Annotated in this window: 16 protein-coding genes and 5 pseudogenes; 7 read left to right on the top strand and 14 right to left on the bottom strand. The window is 73.6% G+C overall.

Going from position 1 to position 19,423, the window contains the following annotated elements; genetic code table 11:
* Position 1: 1 nt before the first annotated feature.
* From ACE7GA_RS23460 to ACE7GA_RS23435, 6 genes and pseudogenes are all read right to left on the bottom strand, one after another.
* On the bottom strand, positions 2-1,273 hold the full coding sequence (locus ACE7GA_RS23460) for an MFS transporter (protein WP_376092332.1): 1,272 nt from the start codon (positions 1,271-1,273) through the stop codon (positions 2-4).
* Between the two features lie 6 nt (positions 1,274-1,279).
* A complete protein-coding gene (locus ACE7GA_RS23455) occupies positions 1,280-1,765 on the bottom strand; it encodes a GNAT family N-acetyltransferase (RefSeq protein WP_376092329.1) in 486 nt (161 codons plus the stop codon).
* 43 nt (positions 1,766-1,808) lie between these two features.
* Positions 1,809-2,279: a hypothetical protein gene (locus ACE7GA_RS23450; RefSeq protein ID WP_376092326.1), complete on the bottom strand. Its 471-nt coding sequence runs from the start codon at positions 2,277-2,279 to the stop codon at positions 1,809-1,811.
* Entirely contained in the window at positions 2,276-3,076 is an 801-nt protein-coding gene (locus ACE7GA_RS23445) for a DNA polymerase IV (RefSeq protein WP_376092323.1), read from the bottom strand. Before ACE7GA_RS23445 ends, ACE7GA_RS23450 begins: the two co-directional genes overlap by 4 nt.
* A gap of 41 nt (positions 3,077-3,117) precedes the next feature.
* Positions 3,118-3,708, bottom strand: a pseudogene (locus ACE7GA_RS23440) (LysR substrate-binding domain-containing protein); the annotation flags it as partial.
* 215 nt (positions 3,709-3,923) lie between these two features.
* Positions 3,924-4,127, bottom strand: a pseudogene (locus tag ACE7GA_RS23435) (helix-turn-helix domain-containing protein); the annotation flags it as partial.
* A 30-nt stretch (positions 4,128-4,157) separates the two neighbouring features.
* Between ACE7GA_RS23435 and ACE7GA_RS23430 the strand changes: the two are divergent.
* A complete protein-coding gene (locus ACE7GA_RS23430) occupies positions 4,158-5,102 on the top strand; it encodes a DMT family transporter (protein ID WP_376092320.1) in 945 nt (314 codons plus the stop codon).
* 21 nt (positions 5,103-5,123) lie between these two features.
* Here the strand turns inward: ACE7GA_RS23430 and ACE7GA_RS23425 are convergent, their stop codons facing one another.
* The 4 genes and pseudogenes from ACE7GA_RS23425 to ACE7GA_RS23410 form a co-directional block, all read right to left on the bottom strand.
* The gene (locus ACE7GA_RS23425; RefSeq protein WP_376092317.1) at positions 5,124-6,272 is read right to left on the bottom strand and encodes an amidase; all 1,149 of its coding nucleotides are present in this window, start codon (positions 6,270-6,272) and stop codon (positions 5,124-5,126) included.
* Positions 6,215-6,595, bottom strand: coding sequence for an amidase family protein (locus ACE7GA_RS23420; RefSeq protein ID WP_376092314.1), 381 nt, complete (start codon positions 6,593-6,595; stop codon positions 6,215-6,217). The genes ACE7GA_RS23425 and ACE7GA_RS23420 overlap by 58 nt, the downstream gene beginning before the upstream one ends.
* A 202-nt stretch (positions 6,596-6,797) precedes the next feature.
* A pseudogene (locus ACE7GA_RS23415) lies at positions 6,798-7,693 on the bottom strand (ROK family protein).
* Positions 7,694-7,970: 277 nt separating this feature from the next.
* The gene (locus ACE7GA_RS23410; RefSeq protein ID WP_376092311.1) at positions 7,971-8,366 is read right to left on the bottom strand and encodes a GFA family protein; all 396 of its coding nucleotides are present in this window, start codon (positions 8,364-8,366) and stop codon (positions 7,971-7,973) included.
* A 69-nt stretch (positions 8,367-8,435) separates the two neighbouring features.
* Here ACE7GA_RS23410 and ACE7GA_RS23405 point away from each other — a divergent pair, with 69 nt between their 5' ends.
* The 4 genes and pseudogenes from ACE7GA_RS23405 (at position 8,436) to ACE7GA_RS23390 (ending at position 10,966) form a co-directional block, all read left to right on the top strand.
* A complete protein-coding gene (locus tag ACE7GA_RS23405; RefSeq protein ID WP_376092308.1) occupies positions 8,436-8,714 on the top strand; it encodes a sulfurtransferase TusA family protein in 279 nt (92 codons plus the stop codon).
* Positions 8,711-9,637, top strand: a pseudogene (locus ACE7GA_RS23400) (histone deacetylase family protein). The gene ACE7GA_RS23405 and the pseudogene ACE7GA_RS23400 overlap by 4 nt, the downstream one beginning before the upstream one ends.
* Before the next feature lie 184 nt (positions 9,638-9,821).
* Positions 9,822-10,049 (top strand): exodeoxyribonuclease VII small subunit, encoded by a 228-nt coding sequence (locus ACE7GA_RS23395; protein ID WP_376092305.1) that lies wholly within the window; start codon positions 9,822-9,824, stop codon positions 10,047-10,049.
* Positions 10,050-10,072: 23 nt separating this feature from the next.
* Positions 10,073-10,966: a polyprenyl synthetase family protein gene (locus tag ACE7GA_RS23390; protein ID WP_376092302.1), complete on the top strand. Its 894-nt coding sequence runs from the start codon at positions 10,073-10,075 to the stop codon at positions 10,964-10,966.
* A 10-nt stretch (positions 10,967-10,976) separates the two neighbouring features.
* On the opposite strand, the gene ACE7GA_RS23385 is transcribed toward ACE7GA_RS23390, so the two are convergent.
* On the bottom strand, positions 10,977-11,657 hold the full coding sequence (locus ACE7GA_RS23385) for a zinc metallopeptidase (protein ID WP_376092299.1): 681 nt from the start codon (positions 11,655-11,657) through the stop codon (positions 10,977-10,979).
* Between the two features lie 482 nt (positions 11,658-12,139).
* Here ACE7GA_RS23385 and dxs point away from each other — a divergent pair, with 482 nt between their 5' ends.
* Both dxs and ACE7GA_RS23375 read left to right on the top strand, forming a co-directional pair.
* The gene (gene dxs / locus ACE7GA_RS23380; RefSeq protein ID WP_376092296.1) at positions 12,140-14,068 is read left to right on the top strand and encodes a 1-deoxy-D-xylulose-5-phosphate synthase; all 1,929 of its coding nucleotides are present in this window, start codon (positions 12,140-12,142) and stop codon (positions 14,066-14,068) included.
* A gap of 87 nt (positions 14,069-14,155) precedes the next feature.
* Positions 14,156-14,916: pseudogene (locus ACE7GA_RS23375) on the top strand (TlyA family RNA methyltransferase).
* A 225-nt stretch (positions 14,917-15,141) separates the two neighbouring features.
* Here the strand turns inward: ACE7GA_RS23375 and ACE7GA_RS23370 are convergent.
* From ACE7GA_RS23370 to ACE7GA_RS23360, 3 genes are all read right to left on the bottom strand, one after another.
* Positions 15,142-16,560: a hypothetical protein gene (locus ACE7GA_RS23370; RefSeq protein WP_376092293.1), complete on the bottom strand. Its 1,419-nt coding sequence runs from the start codon at positions 16,558-16,560 to the stop codon at positions 15,142-15,144.
* A 68-nt stretch (positions 16,561-16,628) separates the two neighbouring features.
* Positions 16,629-17,735, bottom strand: a complete 1,107-nt coding sequence (gene aroC, locus ACE7GA_RS23365; RefSeq protein ID WP_376092290.1) for a chorismate synthase — start codon at positions 17,733-17,735, stop codon at positions 16,629-16,631.
* Positions 17,736-17,813: 78 nt separating this feature from the next.
* Positions 17,814-19,298, bottom strand: coding sequence for an ABC transporter substrate-binding protein (locus ACE7GA_RS23360; protein WP_376092287.1), 1,485 nt, complete (start codon positions 19,296-19,298; stop codon positions 17,814-17,816).
* Positions 19,299-19,423 lie beyond the last annotated feature (125 nt).

Genomic DNA, 19,423 nt, shown 5'->3' with positions numbered 1-19,423 from the left:
GTCAGGCCTCGGTCAGCGCCGGCTCCCGCCAGTCCCTGTGCAGCAGCAGCCCGACCGCCCCGACGGCCGCGGCCACCAACCCACACCCGAACACGACCGGTGCCACCGGCACCCATCGCAGCAAGGTCGGCACCAGCAGCATCGCCGCCAGCACCCCCACGGAACTCGCCGCCAGCGACGCCCGGGTCGCCGCGGGAATGTCCGGCACCGGCACCCGCGCCTGCCGCAGCACCGCGACCGGGATGTCCTTCATCGGCCCCGCCACCCCCGTGACGAGCGAGATGACGACGTAGCCCGCCACCTGCCATTCCCCCGGCAGCCAGGGCACGACGGCGAAGCACGCCATGCCGCATCCCACCAGCACGCTGCTCCCGAACATGCGTCGGCCCGGCCGCTCCGGCATCCCCAGGCTGCCGACGACGATGTTGGACAGCAGGTTCGACGCCCCGTAGGCCGCGATCAGCAGCCCGTAGGTCGCCGCATCCGCCCCGCTCTCCCGCAGCAGCAGCGGCAGGCCGAGGAAGAACACGGCCGTCCAGGCCCCGTTCAGCGGCGCCGCCCCGACCAGGACGTAGCCCAGGAGCGGATGCGCCCGCATCGCCCGCACCCCGCGCCGCAGCCCCCGCACGCCCGCCAGGGCCGAGGGGACGACGCGTGGCGGCGCGTACCGCCGGAGGATGGCACCCAGCGCCGCCGCGGAGACGAGGAACGTCACCGCATCCAGCGTCAGGAAATGCACCAGCGGCACCGTCCCCGCCAGCAGCGCCAGCAGCCCCGGCCCCAGCAACCGCGCGCTGCGCTCCGTCCCGTCGAAAAGCCCGTTCGCCGCCGGCAGCAGCCGCGGGTCCTGCACTAGCGCCGGCAGCACCGATTGCAGCGCCGGCTGGAACACGGCCTGCCCGATCGCCAGCACCACGACCACCGCCGCCAGCCCCACGGCCGTCGGCGCGCCCTGCACGAGCCAAAGCCCGACGAGCGCCAGCAGCGCCGCCGCCCGGACCAGGTCCGCGCCGAGCATCGCCCGCATCCGGTCCAGCCGGTCGGCCAGGTCCCCCGCGAACGTCACGAACAGCAGCACCGTCGCCGCCTGCAGCGCCGTCAGGTAGCCCGCGGCCGGCCCGAAGACCTCCGTCGCGATCCAGGTCAGCGCGACGGCATACAACTGGTCCCCGACGGCCGAGAGCGTCAGCCCCGCCCAGAGCAGCGCGACCGGCGGGCGTCCCAGGGGTTGGAAGATCGTGGGTCTGAAGGTGATGGGCCGGACGATCCGCAAAGCCCCTCAGCCCCCCAGCCGCCGCGCCATGAACCGCGTCCCCGCGACCGGCGTGTCGTAGTAGGGCGCGACCTCGACGAAGCCGAGCCGCGCGTAGAGCGCCTGCGCCTCCGTCATGTCCGGCAGCGTGTCCAACCGGATCTCCCGATATCCTGCCCGCACGGCGGCGGCGCAGACCGCCTCCACCAGCGCGCGCCCGAGCCCGCGCCCCCGCCCGGCCGGCGTGACGTAGAGCCGCTTCATCTCGCAGCATCCCGGCTCGGCCATGCCGCGCAACGCGACGCAGCCGATCGCCGCGTTCCCGGCATCCCGCGCGACCAGCATCGCCCCTTCCGGCGCCGCATACTTCCCCGGCAGCCCCGCGAGTTCCTCCGCAAACCCCTGATACGCCAGGTCCACGCCGAGCGACCCCGCATAGGCCTCGAACAGCCTTCGCACGTCGCCCAGGTCAGCCGCCGCGGCGGGCACGATGCGGAACGCCTCCTCGCTCATCCCCGGCCCCCTGCGGCCAGCAGCGCACCCCCGCAACGCACGCTCACCCCCGCGCCTTCACGCCCAACCCGCGCCCCGCGCGCACGGCGTCCTCCCCGAACTTCGCGCGCAACGCCTCCATCGCGTGCCACCGCGCCGCCCGCTTCGGCGCTTCCGGGTCGGCCAGGTCGCCGCGGTCCGCGCCCTCTCCCTCCACGATCGGCTGCGCCCCGATCCCGATCAGCCGGAACGCCGTCCCGTCCGCCTCCCGCCGAAGCAGCGGCATGGCCGCGTCGAAGATCGTCTGCGGCACCCGCGTCGCCCCGGGCACGCGGGCATGCCGGGTGCGCAGCGCGAAGCGTGCCGTCTTGAGTTTCAGCACCACCCCGCCCGCCGCCAACCCCTTCTCCCCCAGCCGACGCGCCAGTTTCTCGCACAGCCGCCACAGGATCGGCGCCATGTCCTCGACGCGCGAGAGGTCGCTGTTGAAGGTCGTCTCCGCGGAGATGGACTTTGCCTCCCGCTCCGGCGTCACGGGCCGCGCATCCTCCCCCGCGCCCGCGCGACGAGGACCGGCCCCTCCTCCCCGAAGCGCCGCGCGGCCTCCCGCGCGTCCAGCCCCTGCAACTGCCCGAGCGTCGTGAACCCCATCCCGTTCAGCTTCGCGGCGAAGGTCGGCCCCACCCCCGGCAGGATCGTCACGGGCTCGGGCGCCAGGACCCGCGCCGCCTCCTCCGCCCCGATCACGGCGAAGCCGCGCGGCTTGTCCCGCTCCACCGCGATCTTCGCGAGCAGCCGGTTCGGCGCCAACCCGACGGACACGGTGACGCCGACCTCCGCCTCCACCGCCTTCGCGAAGCGCGCCAGCACGGCGGCCGGCGGCGCCCCGTGCAGCGCCTCCGTCCCCGAAAGGTCCAGCGCCGCCTCGTCGATCGAATAGGGCTGCACCAGCGGCGTCAGCGCCTCCATCATCCCGCGGATGCGCCGCGAAGCCTCCGAATACTTGGAGAAATCGGGCCGGATCACGACGGCGTCCGGGCAGAGCGCCAGCGCTTTGAACATCGGCATCGCCGAGCGCACCCCGCGAGTCCGCGCGACGTAGCAGCAGGCCGCCACCACGCCGCGCTGCCCGCCGCCGACGATCACCGGCTTGTCCACGAGGTCCGGCCGGTCGCGCTTCTCCACGCTCGCGTAGAAGGCGTCGCAATCCACGTGCGCGACGGACAGCCTCGCCAACTCCTCATGCGCCACGACCCGCCCGCCGCCGCAGGTGGCGCAGCGGCGGCTCACCGTCCCGTCCAGGCGAAAGCAGTCGCGGCAGAGGGCAAACACGCCGCCATCCTACACCCTTCCGCCCCGCCGGTCCCGCCGGATCACCCGGCCCGCGCGCGCCCAGGGGCGCGCACGGCCCGGTCCTCCGTGGGCAACGCATCGAACGGAAACCCGGCCGGCACCAGGGCCGCGCGATTCGCCGCGATCACCCCATCCACGAAGGCCACGGCCGCCCGCACCCGCGGGCTCCGGCGCAGGTCCTCGTGGAACAGCAGCCACAGCGGCACGGGCGGCATCGCCCGCGGCGCGGCCACGCGGCGCAGCCCAGGATCCGCCTCCCCCGCGAAGCACGACAGCACCGCGCTCCCCAGCCCGGCCCGCGCACCTTCCAGCAGCGCCGCCATCGTGTTGGTCCGCAGCACCACCCGTTCCTCCGGCACGAGGCCCATGAGGTATCGCCGCAGCGGGGACGTCGTCGCCGTGTCCTCGTATCCGAGGAACGCCTGCTCCCCGAACCTGCGGGGATCATCCGCCGCGGCGTAGAGCGCGAAGGCGATCTCCCCCAGCCGCCGCGCCACGATCCCCGGCGTCTCCGGCCGCGACATCCGCACGGCCAGGTCCGCCTCCCGCCGCGACAGGTCCAGGTTCCGCCCGTCCCCGACCAGCTCCACCTGCAGCCCGGGATGCCGCCTGAAGAACCCCCGAGCGCCGGCGCGAAGAGCGAGGCCGCGAGGTGCGGCGTCGTCGTCAGCCGGACCAGCCCCGTCAGCGCGTCGCCCGCCCCGTCCATCCGGCGCAGCAGGCCCTGGACCTCGCCCTCCATCCGCTCGGCCGCCGCCAGGACCTCCTCCCCCAGCAGCGTCGGCGCGAAGCCCTCCGGCCCCCGCTCGAACAGCGCCGCGCCGAGGTCGCGCTCGAAGACCTCGAGCCGCCGCGCGACGGTCGTGTGGTCCACCCCCAGCACCCGCGCCGCAGCCGACAACGTGCCGCCGCGCCGCAGCGCGAGCACCACCCGCAGCCGGTCCCAATCGCCGAGCGCTGCCTCGGCTGTGCGAATTCGCGCAGTCACTGTGCGATCTGACGCGTTCTCCCTGCACCCGTCCACACCCATACCGCTCCTCCTGACTGGATGGAGGGCGGCATGCCCACGACACCGAACTGGCTCCGGGGCGGCGCGATGCTCGCCGGGGCCGCCATCACCTGGGGCGCGATGTTCGCCGTGGTGAAGCCGCTGATGGCGGAGATCGACCCCTTCACGCTCACCGTGCTGCGCTACGGCCCCGCCGCGCCGATCTTCCTCGGCCTCCTCGTTGCCGTGGAGGGCCGCGCGGCGCTCGCGACCGAGGGCAAGGCGTTCCGCCTCTGGTGGCTCGGCACCCTGGGCTTCGCGGGCTTCGGGCTGCTCGCCTTCCTCGGCCTGCGCTCGACGCGGCCGGAGCACGCCTCCGTCATCCCCGCGATGATGCCATTGATCGCGGTCGCGATCGCCGCGCTGCGCCAGCGCGCCTGGCCGGCCCCGCGTGCCATCGCCGCCGTCCTTCTCGGCCTCCTCGGCGTGGCGCTCGTCGTGACTCACGGCGATCCCCGCGCCTTGCTCACCGGTGGCGCCGGCGGGGGTGAGGCCCTGATCTTCCTCGGCGCCTCCGCCTGGGTCCTCTACACCCTCGGCGCCGCGGCGTTCCCCGGCTGGTCGGGCCTGCGCTACACCGCACTGACCGCCGCCTTCGGCGCGCTGAGCATCGGGGCCATCGAACTCCTCGCGCTCGCCCTCGGCGCCGCCCACCTGCCCGCAGCGGCGACCCTCGCCGCGGCCGCGCCGTCGCTCCTCTACCTCGTCCTCCTCGCGGCCGTGGCCGCGGTGATCGGCTGGAACGCCGGCATGCGGGCACTCGGCCCCGCGCGCGGCGTGCTGTTCATCAACCTCGTCCCCGTCACCGCCTTCCTCATCGCGGTAGTCGGCGGCCGCGTGCCGGCGGCGGCCGAGATCGCGGGGGTCGCGCTGGTGATCGCCGCCCTGCTGCTGAACAGCCTGACCGCCGCGCCGCGCCCGCCCGTCCCGGTGCGCGCCGTCGGGGCGCGCGGCTAGCAAGGCGCGGGGGCCGGTCCGCTACGGCGCGGACCGGCTCCCTGCGCCAGGTGGCGCGACGAAGCCCCCGAACTCCCGCCCGACCAGCCCGGCGAAGGCGATGGTCGTCCGGTCCTCGAGGAACGGCCCGATGGCCTGCACCCCGATTGGCAGCCCGCCCTCCGACATCCCGACCGGAAACGCCGTCGAGGGCAGCCCCGGCAGCGTGGACACCGCCGCCCAGGCCAGTTGCTCCCCCACCGGCCGCGCCGCGCCGTCCACGTCGAGCATGCGCGGCTCCGGCCCGTGGTCGTGCGGGAAGGCCGGCGTCGAGAAGGCGGGGCAGACCACCACGTCCCAGCCCCGGAACAGGTCGCGCCAACGCTGCCGGAACCCGACCCGTACCCGGTCCGCCCGGATCCAGTCCGCGTGGCTCAGCAGCATCCCGCGCAGCCGGTTCGCCCGTAGCCCGTCATCCCACGGCGCCAGGCCCTCGACCTCCCCGCGCACCCAGGCCGTGAACTCCGGGGACAGCTCCGCCCCGAACGAAGAGGACAGCAGGCGCATGTAGGTCCGCGCCCCCGTCGCGAGGTCCGGCAGCAACGACGCATCCCGCCCGATCCGCGCCCCGCACCGCGCCAGCCGCTCCGCGAAGGCCTCGACTGCCGCCTCGACCTCCCGCCCTGTCGGGACGAGCGGATGCCGCGCGACCACCAGCACCCGAGCCTCCGCCAGCGACGCGAAGCGCGGCGCCGGCAGGTCCAGCCGATACGCGGCGGAGTGCGGCACGTCCGGCCCCGCCACCACGTCCAGCAGCAGCGACAGATCCTCGGCCGACCGCGCCATCGGCCCCGCGACCATCAGGTCGCTCTCGCGCGGCAGGGCAGGGACCCCCGGCGGCACGTGCCCGCGCACGGGCACCAGCCCCAGGCTCGGCGCATGCGACAGCACGCCGCAGAAATGCGCGGGCACCCGCAGCGACCCGCCGATATCCGTCCCCATCTCCAGCGGCACGAACCCCATGGCCAGCGCCGCTGCCGAGCCGCCGGACGATCCACCCGGCGAGCGCCCGAGGTCCCAAGGATTGTTCGTCGTCCCATAGACCGGGTTGAAGGCCTGCCAGTCGTCCAGCATCACCGGCACGTTCGTCTTGCCGAGGATGACGGCCCCCGCGGCGCGCAGCCGGGCCACCGCCGCCGCATCCTCCGCCGGCACGAAACCCCGCGACTCCTCCTCCCCCAGGTCGTCGGCAGCCCCGCGAGATTGAAGGACTCCTTCACCGTCATCGGCACGCCGAGCAGCGCCCCGCCCGTGCCCCGCCGCCGCGCCGCGTCCGCCGCCCGCGCGTCCTCCAGCCCCGCCTCGAAGCGCCGCGCGACCACGGCGTTCACCGCGCCGTCCCCCGCCTCGATCCGCGCGATCGCCGCCCGCGTCAGCTCCTCCGACGACGCCGCGCCGGACCGCATCAGCCCCAGCAGCCGTCCGGCTCCGGCCCAGCGCAGATCATCGGTCATGCCGCATATCCCTGGCACGGAGCGGCGCACGCCGCACCGAACGGCGCGCGACGGTGCGGGCGCGCCGACGCCATTGCGGCGGGGTGCATCGAAGCCGTCGCCGACCCGACGCGCGTACGCCGACCCGACGCGCGCCCCGATCCGGCCGCCCGGCGCCTCCGCACCCTCCCGTCGCGCAGCGCCGACGCGGTGAGCCGCAGCCTCACCCGGCGTCCCAGAGCCGCGCCGCCCCGAAGACGCCCGACGAATCCCCGTGCTTCGCCTGCACCAGGTTCACCCGCTTCGCGTCCCCGAAGATCCACGCCGCCATCAGCCCGGGCACGTCGCGGTAGAGGTGCCGGAAGTTCGACACCCCGCCCCCCAGCACGATCACGTCGGGGTCCACGACGTTGACGATCACCGCGAGCGCCCGCGCCAGCCGGTCCGCGTGCCGCGCCAGCCCCGCCGCGGCCTCCGCGTCGCCCCCCGCCGCCCGTTCCTCCAGCCGCGAGGCGTCCCGGTGCCCCGTTCCGTCCGTATCCTCGGCGAGCGCCGGCCCGGACAGAAACGTCTCCAGGCAATCCGCCCGCCCGCACCAGCACTGCCGGGACCGGTGCTCCTCCGGCTTCGGCCAGGGGAGGGGGTATGGCCCCATTCTCCCGCGACCCGGTTCAGCCCGTCCAGCGGCCGCCCGTGCACCACCCAGCCGCCCCCGACGCCGGTGCCCAGGATCGCGGCGAAGACCACCGGATAACCCGCCCCCGCCCCGTCCGCCGCCTCGCTCATCGCGAGGCAGTTGGCGTCGTTCATCACCCGCACCTCGCGCGACAGCGCCGCGCCGAGGTCCTTGTCCAGCGGGTTCCCGTTCAGCGCCTGCGTGTTCCCGTTCCGCACGAGCCCCGTCGCCGGGTTGATGGACCCCGGTATCCCCACCCCGACCGTCCCCGAAACCTCCAGCTCCGCCTCCGCGTCACGGACGAGCGAGGCCATCGCCTCCACGATCGCGGGATAGTCCGACGGCGTCGCGCGCCGCCGCCGCAGCACCACGCGCCCCTCGTCGTCGAGCGCGACGATCTCCGTCTTCGTGCCGCCGAGATCCAGGCCGAACTTGATGCGCATGGCGCCGACCCTGCCCGCCGCGCGCCGCGATCACAACCCGGACGCGCGTCCGTCCAGGCTGGCGTCGAAGCCCGCCGGCCACCGCGTGCGAGGGAACATCGGGGACCGTTCGACCGAGCGTCCGCCTGTGCCGGTGCAGGCCTCTCCGCGCGACGGCATCGGCGCGCCTCGAACACCGCCCTCGCGACAGGCGTCCCCGTCACCGGACGCGCCAGCGTATCGGGCTGCGTGCGAACCTGCCCTCACGCGCACGGTCAACACGCCGGCGTGAACCCGGTCACTCCCGCTCCCGCTCGTACTGCCGCGCCCCCGGCACCGGCGCCATCCAGCCCTGCCGCCGGATCACCCAAAGCTCGTACTCCGGAACCAGCCCGCGCCCCCCGCCCTCGAACACCCCAAGCCGCACCTCGGTCTCCCCGTCCTCCGCACTCGCCCCCGTCACCCGCGACCCGCAGGCCGCGCAGAACCGCCGCCGATACGCGTTCTCCCCCCATTCCCGCGTCTCACCCTCGACCGTCACGGCCTCCGCCCTCCAAACCGCGAAGGCCATGCAGGGCCCGCCCGTCTCCCGCTGGCAGGTCAGGCAATGGCACAGCCCGGCGCGCAGCGGTGCCCCGCGCGCCGCGATCCGCACCGCCCCGCAATTGCAGCGCCCATCCCACGCCTGGTCCATCGTCACCCTCCCGACCCGATCCACGCCGGCGCTGGACTTCCCCGACCCCGGGTGATGCATTGCCCCGGCATGTCCGAGACCACCCTCGACGTCCAGGGCCTCACCTGTCCCCTGCCAGTGCTCAAGGCCAACAAGGCCCTGCGTTCCCTGGCCGCGGGCGCCAGGCTGACGGTCCTCGCCACCGACCCCGCCTCCGTCGCCGACTTCCAGGCCTTCGCGCGGGAGACCGGCCACGCCCTCGTCGCCTTCTCCGAGGCGAACGGCCTCTACCGCTTCACCCTTCGCAAACGCGACGTCGAACCGCCGCCTCCCAAAGAAGAGACGCGGGCAGAGGAGATGCGGAAATGACCCTCCTCCTGACGCACCCCGCCTGCCTGCGCCACGAGATGGCGCCCCATCACCCCGAATGCCCCGACCGCCTCCGCGCCGTCATGCGCGCGCTGGAGGCGCAGGAGTTCTCCCCCCTCGTCCGCGCCCTGGCGCCCGAAGCCACGGTCGAACAACTGACCCGCGTTCACCCCCTGGACTACGTCGAGACCATCCTCGCCGTCCGTCCACCCGAGGGCGAGACGATCCAACTCGACGCCGACACCGCCATGAACGCCCACTCGGCGGAAGCGGCCCTCCGCGCCGCCGGTGCCGGCGTGGCCGCCGTGGACGCCGTCTGCCGCGGCGAATTCGCCCGCGCCTTCTGCGCGGTCCGCCCCCCGGCCACCACGCCGAACCCGCCCGCCCCATGGGCTTCTGCCTATTCGCCACCGCCGCCGTCGCCGCCCGCCACGCGCAGGCCGTCCATGGCATCGACCGCGTCGCGGTGCTGGACTTCGACGTCCACCACGGCAACGGCACCCAGGCCTGCTTCGAGACGGACCCGACCCTCTTCCTCGCCTCCTCCCACCAGGTACCGCTGTACCCCGGCACCGGCTCGGCCTCGGAAACCGGCGTGGGCAACATCCTGAACCTCCCCCTCCGCCCCTTCACCGACGGCCCGACCTTCCGCCGCGCCTGGGCCACCGAAATCCTCCCCGCCGTCGAGCTTTTCGACCCCGGCCTCATCATCATCTCCGCCGGCTTCGACGCGCACCGCGCCGACCCGCTCGCCAACCTCGACCCGCGCCGAACCCGACTTCGCCTGGGTGACGGAAGCCATCTGCGACCTCGCCAGCCGCGCCTGCGGCGGCCGCGTCGTCTCCGTCCTCGAAGGCGGCTACGACCTCGGCGCCCTCGCGCGCTCCACCGCCGCCCATGTCCGCGCGCTGATGCACGCCTGACGCAACCTGACGCCGCTCCGGGCGGACCCGCCCGCGCAGGACGCCGGCCGCGCCGCAGCCCCGACGCAGCGGCGCGACCGTCCCCGGCGCCCGCCCCCGCCCCGCGGACCACCACGCCGCCCCACGCCTTGCGCCGCCCCGCCCCGCGCCCGAAAACGCGAACAGAACCCCGCCCGGAACCCTGATGCCCGAGCCTGTCGAATCCCTCTCCTTCGAGGACGCCCTGCGCGAACTGGAAGACATCGTCCGCCGCCTCGAAGGCGGTCAGGCCAAGTTGGAAGAAGCGATGGAATCCTACGCCCGCGGTACCGCCCTCCGCGCCCACTGCGAACGCAAGCTCGCCGAGGCCGAGTCCCGCGTGCAGGCCATCGTCCCCGGAACGCCCGGCCCCACCCTCCGGGACGTCGAATGATGGACCTGCCCGATCCCGGCCCCATGGACGACCTCGCCACCGCCATGGCCGCCGCTGCCGCCGAGGTGGACGAGGCCCTGGACATCCTCCTGCCCGCCGTTGAAGGCCCCGAGGCCCCGCTGCTGGAGGCCATGCGCTACGCCACGATCGGCGGCGGCAAGAAGATGCGCGCCTTCCTCGTCCTCGAAGGCGCGCGCCAGTTCAACATGGCCCGCCGCAACGCCCTCCGCGTCGCCGCGGCCGTCGAGATGCTGCACGCCTATTCGCTGGTCCACGACGACCTTCCCGCGATGGACGACGACGACCTCCGCCGCGGCAAGCCCACCGTCCACAAGGCCTGGGACGAGGCCACCGCCATCCTCGTCGGTGACGCGCTGCAGACCCAGGCCTTCGCCACCCTCGCCGCCGAGGACACCCACCCCGACCCGTCCGTCCGCGCCGAGCTCTGCCTCCGCCTCGCGCTGGCCGCCGGCGCCCGCGGCATGGTCGGCGGCCAGATGCTTGATATCCTCGCGGAGAGCGCGACGACGCCACACGACGAAGCCTCCATCGGCCGCCTGCAGCTCCTGAAGACGGGCAAGCTGATCGAGTTCTCCGCCGAGGCCGGCGCCATCCTCGGCAAGGCCCCGTCCTCCCTCCGCCACGCCTTGACCTTCTACGGCCGCGAGATCGGCGCCGCGTTCCAGATCGCCGACGACCTCCTCGACCTCACCGCGACGCCCGAGGAAGTGGGCAAGGCGACCGCCAAGGACGCCGCCGCCGGCAAGGCCACCCTCGTCTCCCTCCTCGGCCCCGACCGCGCCCGTATCCACGCCGAACGGCTCGTGGACCAGGCCAAGACCCACCTCGACCCCTTCGACGACCGCGCCGACCACCTGCGGCAATTGGCCGACCACGTCGTGCGGCGAAGGAACTGACCGGCGCCCGCTACGGCCGGAACCACCGAACCACGTTCAGCAACGTCGCCAGCGCCGCCGCGACGTAGGTCAGCGCCGCCGCCTTCAGCACCCGCCGCGCCGCCGGCAGATCGGCCGGCCCGAGGTACCCACCCCGCGCCAGCACCGGCAGCGCCTTCCCGAAGCTCGCATCGTATTCCACGGGCAGCGTCACCGCGTGCACCGCCAGCCGCCCCGCCAGGATCGCGACCCCCACCCCCAGCTGCAGCACGAGCAGCGCCGGCGCGTGCACCACCGCGAAGACCAGGGGCGCGGAGACCAGGACCACCATCGCCACGCGATCGAAGGGCGCGATCCACCGCACCAGCGCCGACCGCCGGCGGAACCCCGGCTCGTCCCAGGCGTGCTGCACCGCGTGCGAGACCTCATGCGCCGCGACGGCCACCGCCGACACGGACCGCCCGCCGTAATGCGGCGGCGAGAGCCGCACCGTCCGCGACTCCGGGTCGTAGTGGTCCCCCTCCGCCGTCTCCTCGACCGCGACCTTGGCCAGCCCCGCCTCGTCCAGCAGGTGCCGCGCGAGTTCCCCGCCCGTCCCCGGCAGGTCCGGCCGGTCCACGCCGTTTCGACGGAGAACGTAACCGACCCAGAGGGTCGGCCCGAAGACAAGTCCGAGGAGCAGAACGGCACCGAGAAGCACGAGCAGCGGCATGGCCCGGAAATGGGGCCGGACGCGTCGCGGCGCGAGCGGCAGCCTTCGGCGGCGCCGTCCTGTTTTCCTTTGACTTTATTCTTATGGCCGGCTAGCCTCCTCAAGGTGTCCGGGATGAGAGGGGGAGCATGTCACATCACCCATCCACCCCGCCGACGCAGCGGCGTGGGCCGTATCCGCGCGGGGTCGGGGCGCCGCCCGAAGCATCCGCCCCAGCCATTCCGTCATCCCCCATCACCGCTGCCTGCACTGAACCGCCGACCACCGTGCCGGCCGGAACGTCGGGCGAGAGACGTTTGGTGGCGGCACCGGTCCGCAATGGCCCGCGCCCCGACGACACGACGCCAGGATCGCCCAACCCGCCTTTCGTCCGAGCAGCGCAGGCCAACCAGGAAGGAACTCTGTCCCAAGCTGACAGGCATGGCGTCAACGCTGCGCGACAGGTTCCACCCCCACCCCAGCCGGTCTATGGTGCAGGCCACATGCCCACGATCTCCGGCACCCCCCTTCTCGACCGCGTCCGTACGCCTTCGGACATGAGGAACCTCGGCCCGGAGCAGCTGAAGCAGCTCGCCGACGAGTTGCGGCGGGAGACGATCGACGCGGTCTCCGTCACCGGCGGCCACCTCGGCGCATCCCTCGGCGTCGTCGAGCTGACGGTCGCCATCCACGCCGTCTTCGACACGCCGGACGACCGCCTGATCTGGGACGTCGGCCACCAGGCCTATCCCCACAAGATCCTCACCGGCCGCCGCGACCGCATCCGCACGTTGCGCCAGGGCGGCGGCCTGTCCGGCTTCACCCGCCGCGCGGAGTCGGAATACGACCCCTTCGGCGCCGCCCACTCCTCGACCTCCATCTCCTCCGGCCTCGGCATGGCCGTCGCCCGCGACCTCCTCGGCAAGCGGGATGACCGGCAGGTCATCGCCGTCATCGGCGATGGCGCGATGTCCGCCGGCATGGCCTACGAGGCGATGAACAACGCCGGCGCCATGAAGTCGCGCCTCATCGTCATCCTCAACGACAACGACATGTCCATTGCGCGCCCCGTCGGCGCGCTCTCGGCCTACCTCTCGAAGGTCGTCTCCTCCCGCCCCTTCCTCTCGATCCGGGAGGTCATGGCGAAGGTTGCGAAGCGCTTCCCCGCGCCGCTCGCCCGCGCCGCCGAGCGCGCCGACGAGTATGCGCGCGGCCTGCTGACCGGCGGCACGCTCTTCGAGGAACTCGGCTTCTACTACGTCGGTCCCGTGGACGGGCACGACCTCGACCACCTGCTCCCCGTGCTCCGCAACATCCGCGACGCCGAGGATGCTGGCCCCATCCTGCTCCACGCCGTCACGCAGAAGGGCAAGGGCTACGCCCCCGCGGAAGCGTCGGCGGACAAGTACCACGGCGTCGTCAAGTTCAACGTCATCACCGGCGAACAGGCCAAGGCCCCCCCCGGCCCGCCGTCCTACACGAAGACCTTCGCCACGGGCCTGATCGCGGAAGCCGAGCGTGACGAGCGCATCGTCGCCATCACCGCCGCCATGCCTTCCGGCACCGGCCTCGACGCCTTCGCCAAGCGCTTTCCCAAGCGCACCTTCGACGTCGGCATCGCCGAGCAGCACGCCGTCACCTTCGCGGCAGGCATGGCCTGCGAGGGCCTGCGCCCCTTCTGCGCGATCTACTCGACCTTCCTCCAGCGCGGCTACGACCAGGTCGTCCACGACGTGGCGCTCCAGAACCTCCCCGTGCGCTTCGCGATGGACCGCGCCGGTCTCGTCGGCGCCGACGGCGCGACCCATGCGGGCTCCTTCGACGTCGCCTATCTCGGCTGCATCCCGAACATGACGCTCATGGCCGCGGCCGACGACGCGGAACTCATGCACATGGTCGCCACCGCCGCCGCCCATGATTCCGGCCCGATCGGCTTCCGCTTCCCCCGTGGGGAGGGCACCGGCGTCGCCCTGCCCGAGCGCGGCGAGGTCCTGCCCATCGGCAAGGGCCGCGTCCTGCGCGAGGGCACCGCCGTCGCCGTCCTTTCCTACGGCACCCGCCTCGGCGAAGCCCTGCTCGCCGCCGAGGACCTGGCCTCCCGCGGCCTCTCGACCACCGTCGCCGATGCCCGCTTCGCCAAGCCCCTCGACACCGACCTCGTCGAGCGCCTGGCCCGCGAGCACGCCGTCCTCATCACGATCGAGGAAGGTTCCATCGGCGGCTTCGGCTCCTTCGTCGCGCACCACCTGGCTCATGCCGGTCTGCTCGACGGTGGCCTGCGCTTCCGCCCGATGGTCCTGCCCGACCGCTACCTCGACCACGACTCGCCGAAGAAGCAGTACGACGAAGCCGGCCTGAACGCCCCGCACATCGTCGCCACGGCGCTCTCGGCCCTGGGCCGCGACGCCGCGTCCCGCCCGGCCCGGGCGTGAATACGGCGTCGTGACGGCGCGCCGGCGCGGGTCCCACCCCCCGCGCCGCCCGCCGAAGCGCCTTTTGTCCGAACCCAGCAGGATCCGATCGAAGGCGCCGCCCTCCGCCGCCCTGGCCGGGAACGTGCGGACACCCTCCTCGTCGATCGCGGCCTCGCCGAGAGCCGCGCCCGCGCCCAGTCCCTCATCCTCGCCGGCACCGTCTTCTCGGGCGAGGCGCGGGTGGACAAGCCCGGCCACCTCCTCCGCACCGACGTGCCGCTGGAAGTCCGCGGCCAGGTCCATCCCTGGGTCAGCCGCGGCGGCCTGAAGCTCGCCCACGCCCTGGCCGATTTCGGCCTGGACCCCACCGGCCGCACCGCACTCGACGTCGGCGCCTCCACCGGCGGCTTCACCGACGTCCTGCTCCACGGCGCGCCGCGCGCGTCTACGCCGTGGATGTCGGCCACGGCCAGCTCGCCTGGAAGCTCCGCAACGACCCACGCGTCGTCGTCCTCGAACGCACCAACGCCCGCTACCTCACCGCCGAAAAGGTGCCCGACCCCATCGGCGCTGTCGTCTGCGACGCGTCCTTCATCGGCCTCGCCACGGTGCTTCAGGCCCCGCTGGCGCTGGCGGCGCCTGGCGCCTGGGCCGCAGCCCTCATCAAGCCGCAGTTCGAGGCCGGCCCCGCGGCCGTCGGCAAGGGTGGCGTCGTCCGCGACCCCGCGATCCACCACGCTGTCTGCGAGAAGGTTCGCTCCTGGTGGTCCGCGCTTCCCGGCTGGACCGTGCTCGGCATCACCGAAAGCCCCATCACCGGCCCGGAGGGCAACCGGGAGTTCCTGATCGCCGCGAGGCGAGCGTGACCGATCCGCTGTTCCCAGCCGCCGCGCCGCGGCCCCAGCCAAAGGCCGAGGCGGCCGGCCCGCCGCGCCGGGTCCCAGCGATCTTGCGTCTTCGCCGCCGGCCGATGGCGCGCGGACCGCGTACCCGCCCCCGGGACCATCCCGTCATCCGGGCCCGCAAGCGTGGGCCGCCACCGTATCGAGGGGGGTCCGTCCGGCTCGCCCCGTCGGCAAGCCCCGTTCCACTCAGTTCGCCGGCAGGGGCGGGCCTTCGGTCTCCGACGAAGCGATACGGTCCAGCAGCGTCCAGACCCGGGACGCGTCCATGCGCACTTCCGGGTCGTTCAGCAGGCGGTCGAGTTCCGCGTACGTCTTCTCGGTTTCGGCTTCGCTCATGTCCGTCCCCGGGATCAACAACATGGTCCAGCTACGAACGTTGCCGAACCTTTGGGGTTGCGGAGCGGATGACGGACCGGCGTCGCTCAGACCGAGGATGCGATGGCCGGCAGCAGCGCCGCCGACTTGGCCGCGGGGTGGGCGGGGTTGCGGAAGCGCAGCTCGCCCCCGGCACCGCGTCCGCCGTCCGTCCTCCGCGAACATCTCCATCCGCGACGCGCAGGTCACGGCGACGAGGCGCTTCGCCGGTGCCGTCGTCAGGAAGCGCCGCACCGCACCCTCCAGCTCGAGGGTATGGCGCAGCGTCCGCCACTCCGTCCGCTCCAGCTCGTCCAGGAACAGGGCGACCATCCCGGGCCGTTCGCCGCTCAGCCGCCCGCAGGCCTGCCCGGCCCGCCGGCACGCGGCCGCCGCGATGTCGTTGGCCTGCCCGGCCCGTGCCGCGAGCACCAGCATGGAGCCGTTGGCCTGGGTCACGGCCAGATGCGCCTCCGGCCCGAACTGCGCCCGCAGCGCGGCCGCCGGTGCCGCGGCCTGGGCCCCCGCCAGCACCAGCGGATCGAGCTTCAGGATCGCGTCGGCCGCCGCGTCCTGGCGCTTCTGCGCCTGCAGCATCGCCACGATCCGGCGGTGGAGGGCCGGCACGTCCAGTGCCTCGGCCTTCATGCCGTCCGGCAGGGTCATCTTCAGCACGTAGCGGCCCGGATGCGCCGCGAGCCATGTCTGCAGGTCCGGGTTGATCCCGTCCACCAGGGCGCACCAGTCGCCGCGATGGACCGACCGGCCCTCCTCGGCCGACATGGTCTCGCAGGCCACCTCCGCCTCCATGCCGTCGCGGCTGATGAGCAGGTCGTGGTCCGTCCCGTCCGCCAGACCGGTGAAGCGCACCTCGAACCCCCGGGCCCGCTGCATCGCCGCGACGCGCAGCAGGTGAAACAGCGGGATCAGCGTCCCCTCGCCGGTCAGCCCGGCGGCCAGCCGGTCGCGGAAGCGGCCTCGCGGCGGCTCCGGCAGGGACTCGGCCAGGGCCACGGCATCCCGCGCGAAGGCGAGCGCGACGCGCTCCGCCTGCGTGGACGCCGGCACCTCCGCCAAGCGCGCCAGGGTCAGCTCCAGCAGGTGCCGCCGCCCGCATTCCCGGCCGCTGAGGGAGCGGTGCCCGGCACGGCGAGCCAGCTCCGCCAGCCGCGCCTCCCACGGGTGTTTGCCCGCCAGCCCCACGAAGCGGGGGAGGACGCCGGGGTCGGACTGCGTCTCGGCAAGCGTCATGTGGCGGGTCCCGTCACGATCGTGACAGTAAATAACCAACTGCAGCGGTCGGTTAAACCACCAATCGATCAGTTTCGCGGGAGCCGGGCGGTCAAGGGCGCCTCCGGGTTCTGCGCCCGGTGCCGCAGGAGGTGGTCCGCCAGCACCAGCGCCATCATCGCCTCCCCCACCGGCACGGCCCGGATGCCGACGCAGGGGTCGTGCCGGCCCTTGGTCAGGACCTCCACCTCCTCCCCCTGCCGGTCCACCGCCTGCCGCGGCGTCAGGATGGAGGAGGTCGGCTTCACCGCGAAGCGCGCGACGATCGGCTGCCCCGTCGAGATCCCGCCGAGGACCCCGCCCGCGCGGTTGGACAGGAACCGCACGGTCCCGCCGGCGTCCATCCGCATCTCGTCGGCGTTCTCCTCGCCCGTCAGGGCCGCGGCCGCGAAGCCGTCGCCGATCTCCACGCCCTTCACGGCGTTGATGGACATCAGCCCCGCCGCGAGGTCCGCGTCGAGTTTTCCGTAGATCGGCGCCCCGAGGCCGGGCGGCACGCCCTCCGCCACGACCTCGATCACCGCACCGATGGACGACCCGGACTTCCGGAGGGCGAGCAGCGTCTCCTCCCACCGCGCGGCGGCGCCGCGGTCGGGGCAGAAGAACGGGTTCTCGTCCACCGCCGCCCAGTCCCAGCGGTCGCGGTCCACATGGTCGGTGCCCATCGCCACCATCGCCGCGCGGACCGTCACGCCGGCGCCCAGCACCCGCCGCGCGACGGCGCCGGCCGCGACGCGCATCGCCGTCTCCCGCGCCGAGGCCCGGCCGCCGCCGCGGTAGTCCCGCACGCCGTACTTCAGGTGGTACGCGATGTCGGCGTGGCCCGGGCGGAAGCGGTCCTTGATGTCCCCGTAGTCCTTCGACCGCTGGTCCGTGTTCTCGATGTGCAGCGCGATCGGGGTGCCGGTCGTGACACCCTCGAAGGTGCCGGAGAGGATGCGGACCTCGTCGGCCTCCTGCCGCTGCGTCACGAACTTGGACTGTCCGGGTCGGCGGCGGTCGAGGAAGGGCTGGATGTCCGCCTCGGTCAGCGCCAGGCCGGGCGGGCAGCCATCCACGACGCAGCCGATCGCGGGGCCATGGGACTCGCCCCAGGTGGTGAAGCGGAAGAGGTGGCCGAAGGTGTTATGCGACATGCCGGCCGCGCTTATGCCCCGCGATCCGCGGCCGCACCATCGGCGCCATCCGCAGACGGGGCCGACACGCGGTCGCCGCTATCGCGACAGCCGCAGCCCCGCGAAGCGGATCAGGCCGTCGGGGGAGGGCTCGAAGCCCTCGATCCCCGCCCGCATGCCCCAGAACCAGCGGTAGTGCCACAGGATCAGCAGGGGACGGTCGCGCAGCCACTGCTCGGCCGCTTGGTGGTAGGCGGCTCGGCGCTGTGCCGGGTCGGTCGTGCGGCGCGCCGCGACGAAGGCGGCGTCCACGACGGGGTTCGCGTAGCTCATCCGGTTCAGGAAGCCGTCGGAGGCGATCCAGGCCGCGATGTTGCCGTCGGGGTCGGGGCGGCCGGACCAGATGCCCATGGCCATGTCGTATTGCTGCCCACGCTCGCTCTTTGTGACCATGGCCGAGGCTTCGAGCGTCTCGACGCGCACCTGGAAGCCGGCCTCGCCGGCCATCGACTGGATGATCTGCGCGACCTGACTCTCCACCGGCGAATTGGGGGCGAGGAGGGTGAAGGCGGCGTTGGGCTGCCCGGCCTCCCGCATCAGGGCGCGGGCGCGTGCGAGGTCGCGGCGGGGCGGCGGCAGGTCGGCAAAGTGATAGGGCGTGCCGGGCGCCTCGGGCTGGTTGTTCGCGACGAAGCGGCCCTCCAGCGCCACCTGGTTGATGATGTCGCGGTCGAGGGAGAGCTCGAGCGCCTCCCTCAGCCGCGGGTCGCGCAGCGCGCCGACGACGACGTTGACGTAGAGCGTCTGGTAGGCGATCGCAGTCGCCTCGGCGACGCGGAGCCGCCGGTCGCGCTGCACCTCCGCGAGGTCGGACGGCGTGATTCGCTCGATCAGGTCGAGCTGCCCGGAGCGGAGGTTGACCAGCCGCACCGTGCTGTCGGGGATCGGCAGCATGACCAGGCGCTGCACGTGGATGTTCGCGGCGTTCCAGTGCTCCGCGAAGCGCTCCATCTCGATCCGGTCCTGCGCGACGCGGCGGGTCAGGCGGAAGGGGCCGGAGCAGACGGGCTCATTGCGGATGCGCTCACCGAGGCGGGCGAGGGCGGTGGGCGACATGATCATCCCCGCGCGGTCCGACAGGACCGAGAGCAGCGGGGCATAGGGCTCGGAGAGGCGAAGGACGACGGTGCGCGCATCCGGCGCTTCGACGGCCGTGACCGGCGCGAGCTCGGTCTTGCGGCGGGACTCGCGCGCGGTGCGGTAGCGATCGAGATTGACCTTCACCGCCGCCGCGTCGAGCGGCGTGCCGTCGTGGAAGCGCGCGTTGGTGCGAAGGGTCAGGGTGAGCGTCCGTCCCTCGTCGGACCAGGCCCAGGCGGTCGCGAGTTCCGGGCGGAAGGCCAGGTCGGGGCCGACGTCCACGAGGCGGTCACAGATCGCGGTGAAGACGATCCGCTCGACATAGGCGGTGGATTGCGCGGGATCGAGGACGTTGGGGTCGGAGGCGATGCCGACGCGAAGGGTCTGCGCCGCCGCCGGGGTCGCGAGCGCGGCGAGGACGACGGCCCATGCAGCGATCCGCATCATCATGCCTCCACGAACCCGACGAGCGTGCCCGTCTCCGCCGGCCCTGACCAGGGTCGCAGGCCGGCGCGGGCGTACCGTCCCCGGCGTCCCGGTGCGAAGGCTGCCGTCGCAACCCGGGACTC

The organism is Roseomonas sp. CCTCC AB2023176, assembly GCF_042259275.1.
GTDB lineage: Bacteria > Pseudomonadota > Alphaproteobacteria > Acetobacterales > Acetobacteraceae > Roseomonas.
This window is presented reverse-complemented; position numbering and strand designations above follow the sequence as displayed.

What these genes read in the sequence shown, in the direction of transcription:
- ACE7GA_RS23455 (WP_376092329.1), bottom strand. Translation starts at nt 1,765, where the DNA reads ATGAGCGAGGAGGCGTTCCGCATCGTGCCCGCCGCGGCGGCTGACCTG.
- ACE7GA_RS23430 (WP_376092320.1), top strand. Translation starts at nt 4,158, where the DNA reads ATGCCCACGACACCGAACTGGCTCCGGGGCGGCGCGATGCTCGCCGGG.
- ACE7GA_RS23420 (WP_376092314.1), bottom strand. Translation starts at nt 6,595, where the DNA reads ATGACCGATGATCTGCGCTGGGCCGGAGCCGGACGGCTGCTGGGGCTG.
- ACE7GA_RS23410 (WP_376092311.1), bottom strand. Translation starts at nt 8,366, where the DNA reads ATGGACCAGGCGTGGGATGGGCGCTGCAATTGCGGGGCGGTGCGGATC.
- ACE7GA_RS23405 (WP_376092308.1), top strand. Translation starts at nt 8,436, where the DNA reads ATGTCCGAGACCACCCTCGACGTCCAGGGCCTCACCTGTCCCCTGCCA.
- ACE7GA_RS23395 (WP_376092305.1), top strand. Translation starts at nt 9,822, where the DNA reads ATGCCCGAGCCTGTCGAATCCCTCTCCTTCGAGGACGCCCTGCGCGAA.
- ACE7GA_RS23390 (WP_376092302.1), top strand. Translation starts at nt 10,073, where the DNA reads ATGGACGACCTCGCCACCGCCATGGCCGCCGCTGCCGCCGAGGTGGAC.
- ACE7GA_RS23385 (WP_376092299.1), bottom strand. Translation starts at nt 11,657, where the DNA reads ATGCCGCTGCTCGTGCTTCTCGGTGCCGTTCTGCTCCTCGGACTTGTC.
- dxs (WP_376092296.1), top strand. Translation starts at nt 12,140, where the DNA reads ATGCCCACGATCTCCGGCACCCCCCTTCTCGACCGCGTCCGTACGCCT.
- ACE7GA_RS23370 (WP_376092293.1), bottom strand. Translation starts at nt 16,560, where the DNA reads ATGACGCTTGCCGAGACGCAGTCCGACCCCGGCGTCCTCCCCCGCTTC.
- aroC (WP_376092290.1), bottom strand. Translation starts at nt 17,735, where the DNA reads ATGTCGCATAACACCTTCGGCCACCTCTTCCGCTTCACCACCTGGGGC.
- ACE7GA_RS23360 (WP_376092287.1), bottom strand. Translation starts at nt 19,298, where the DNA reads ATGCGGATCGCTGCATGGGCCGTCGTCCTCGCCGCGCTCGCGACCCCG.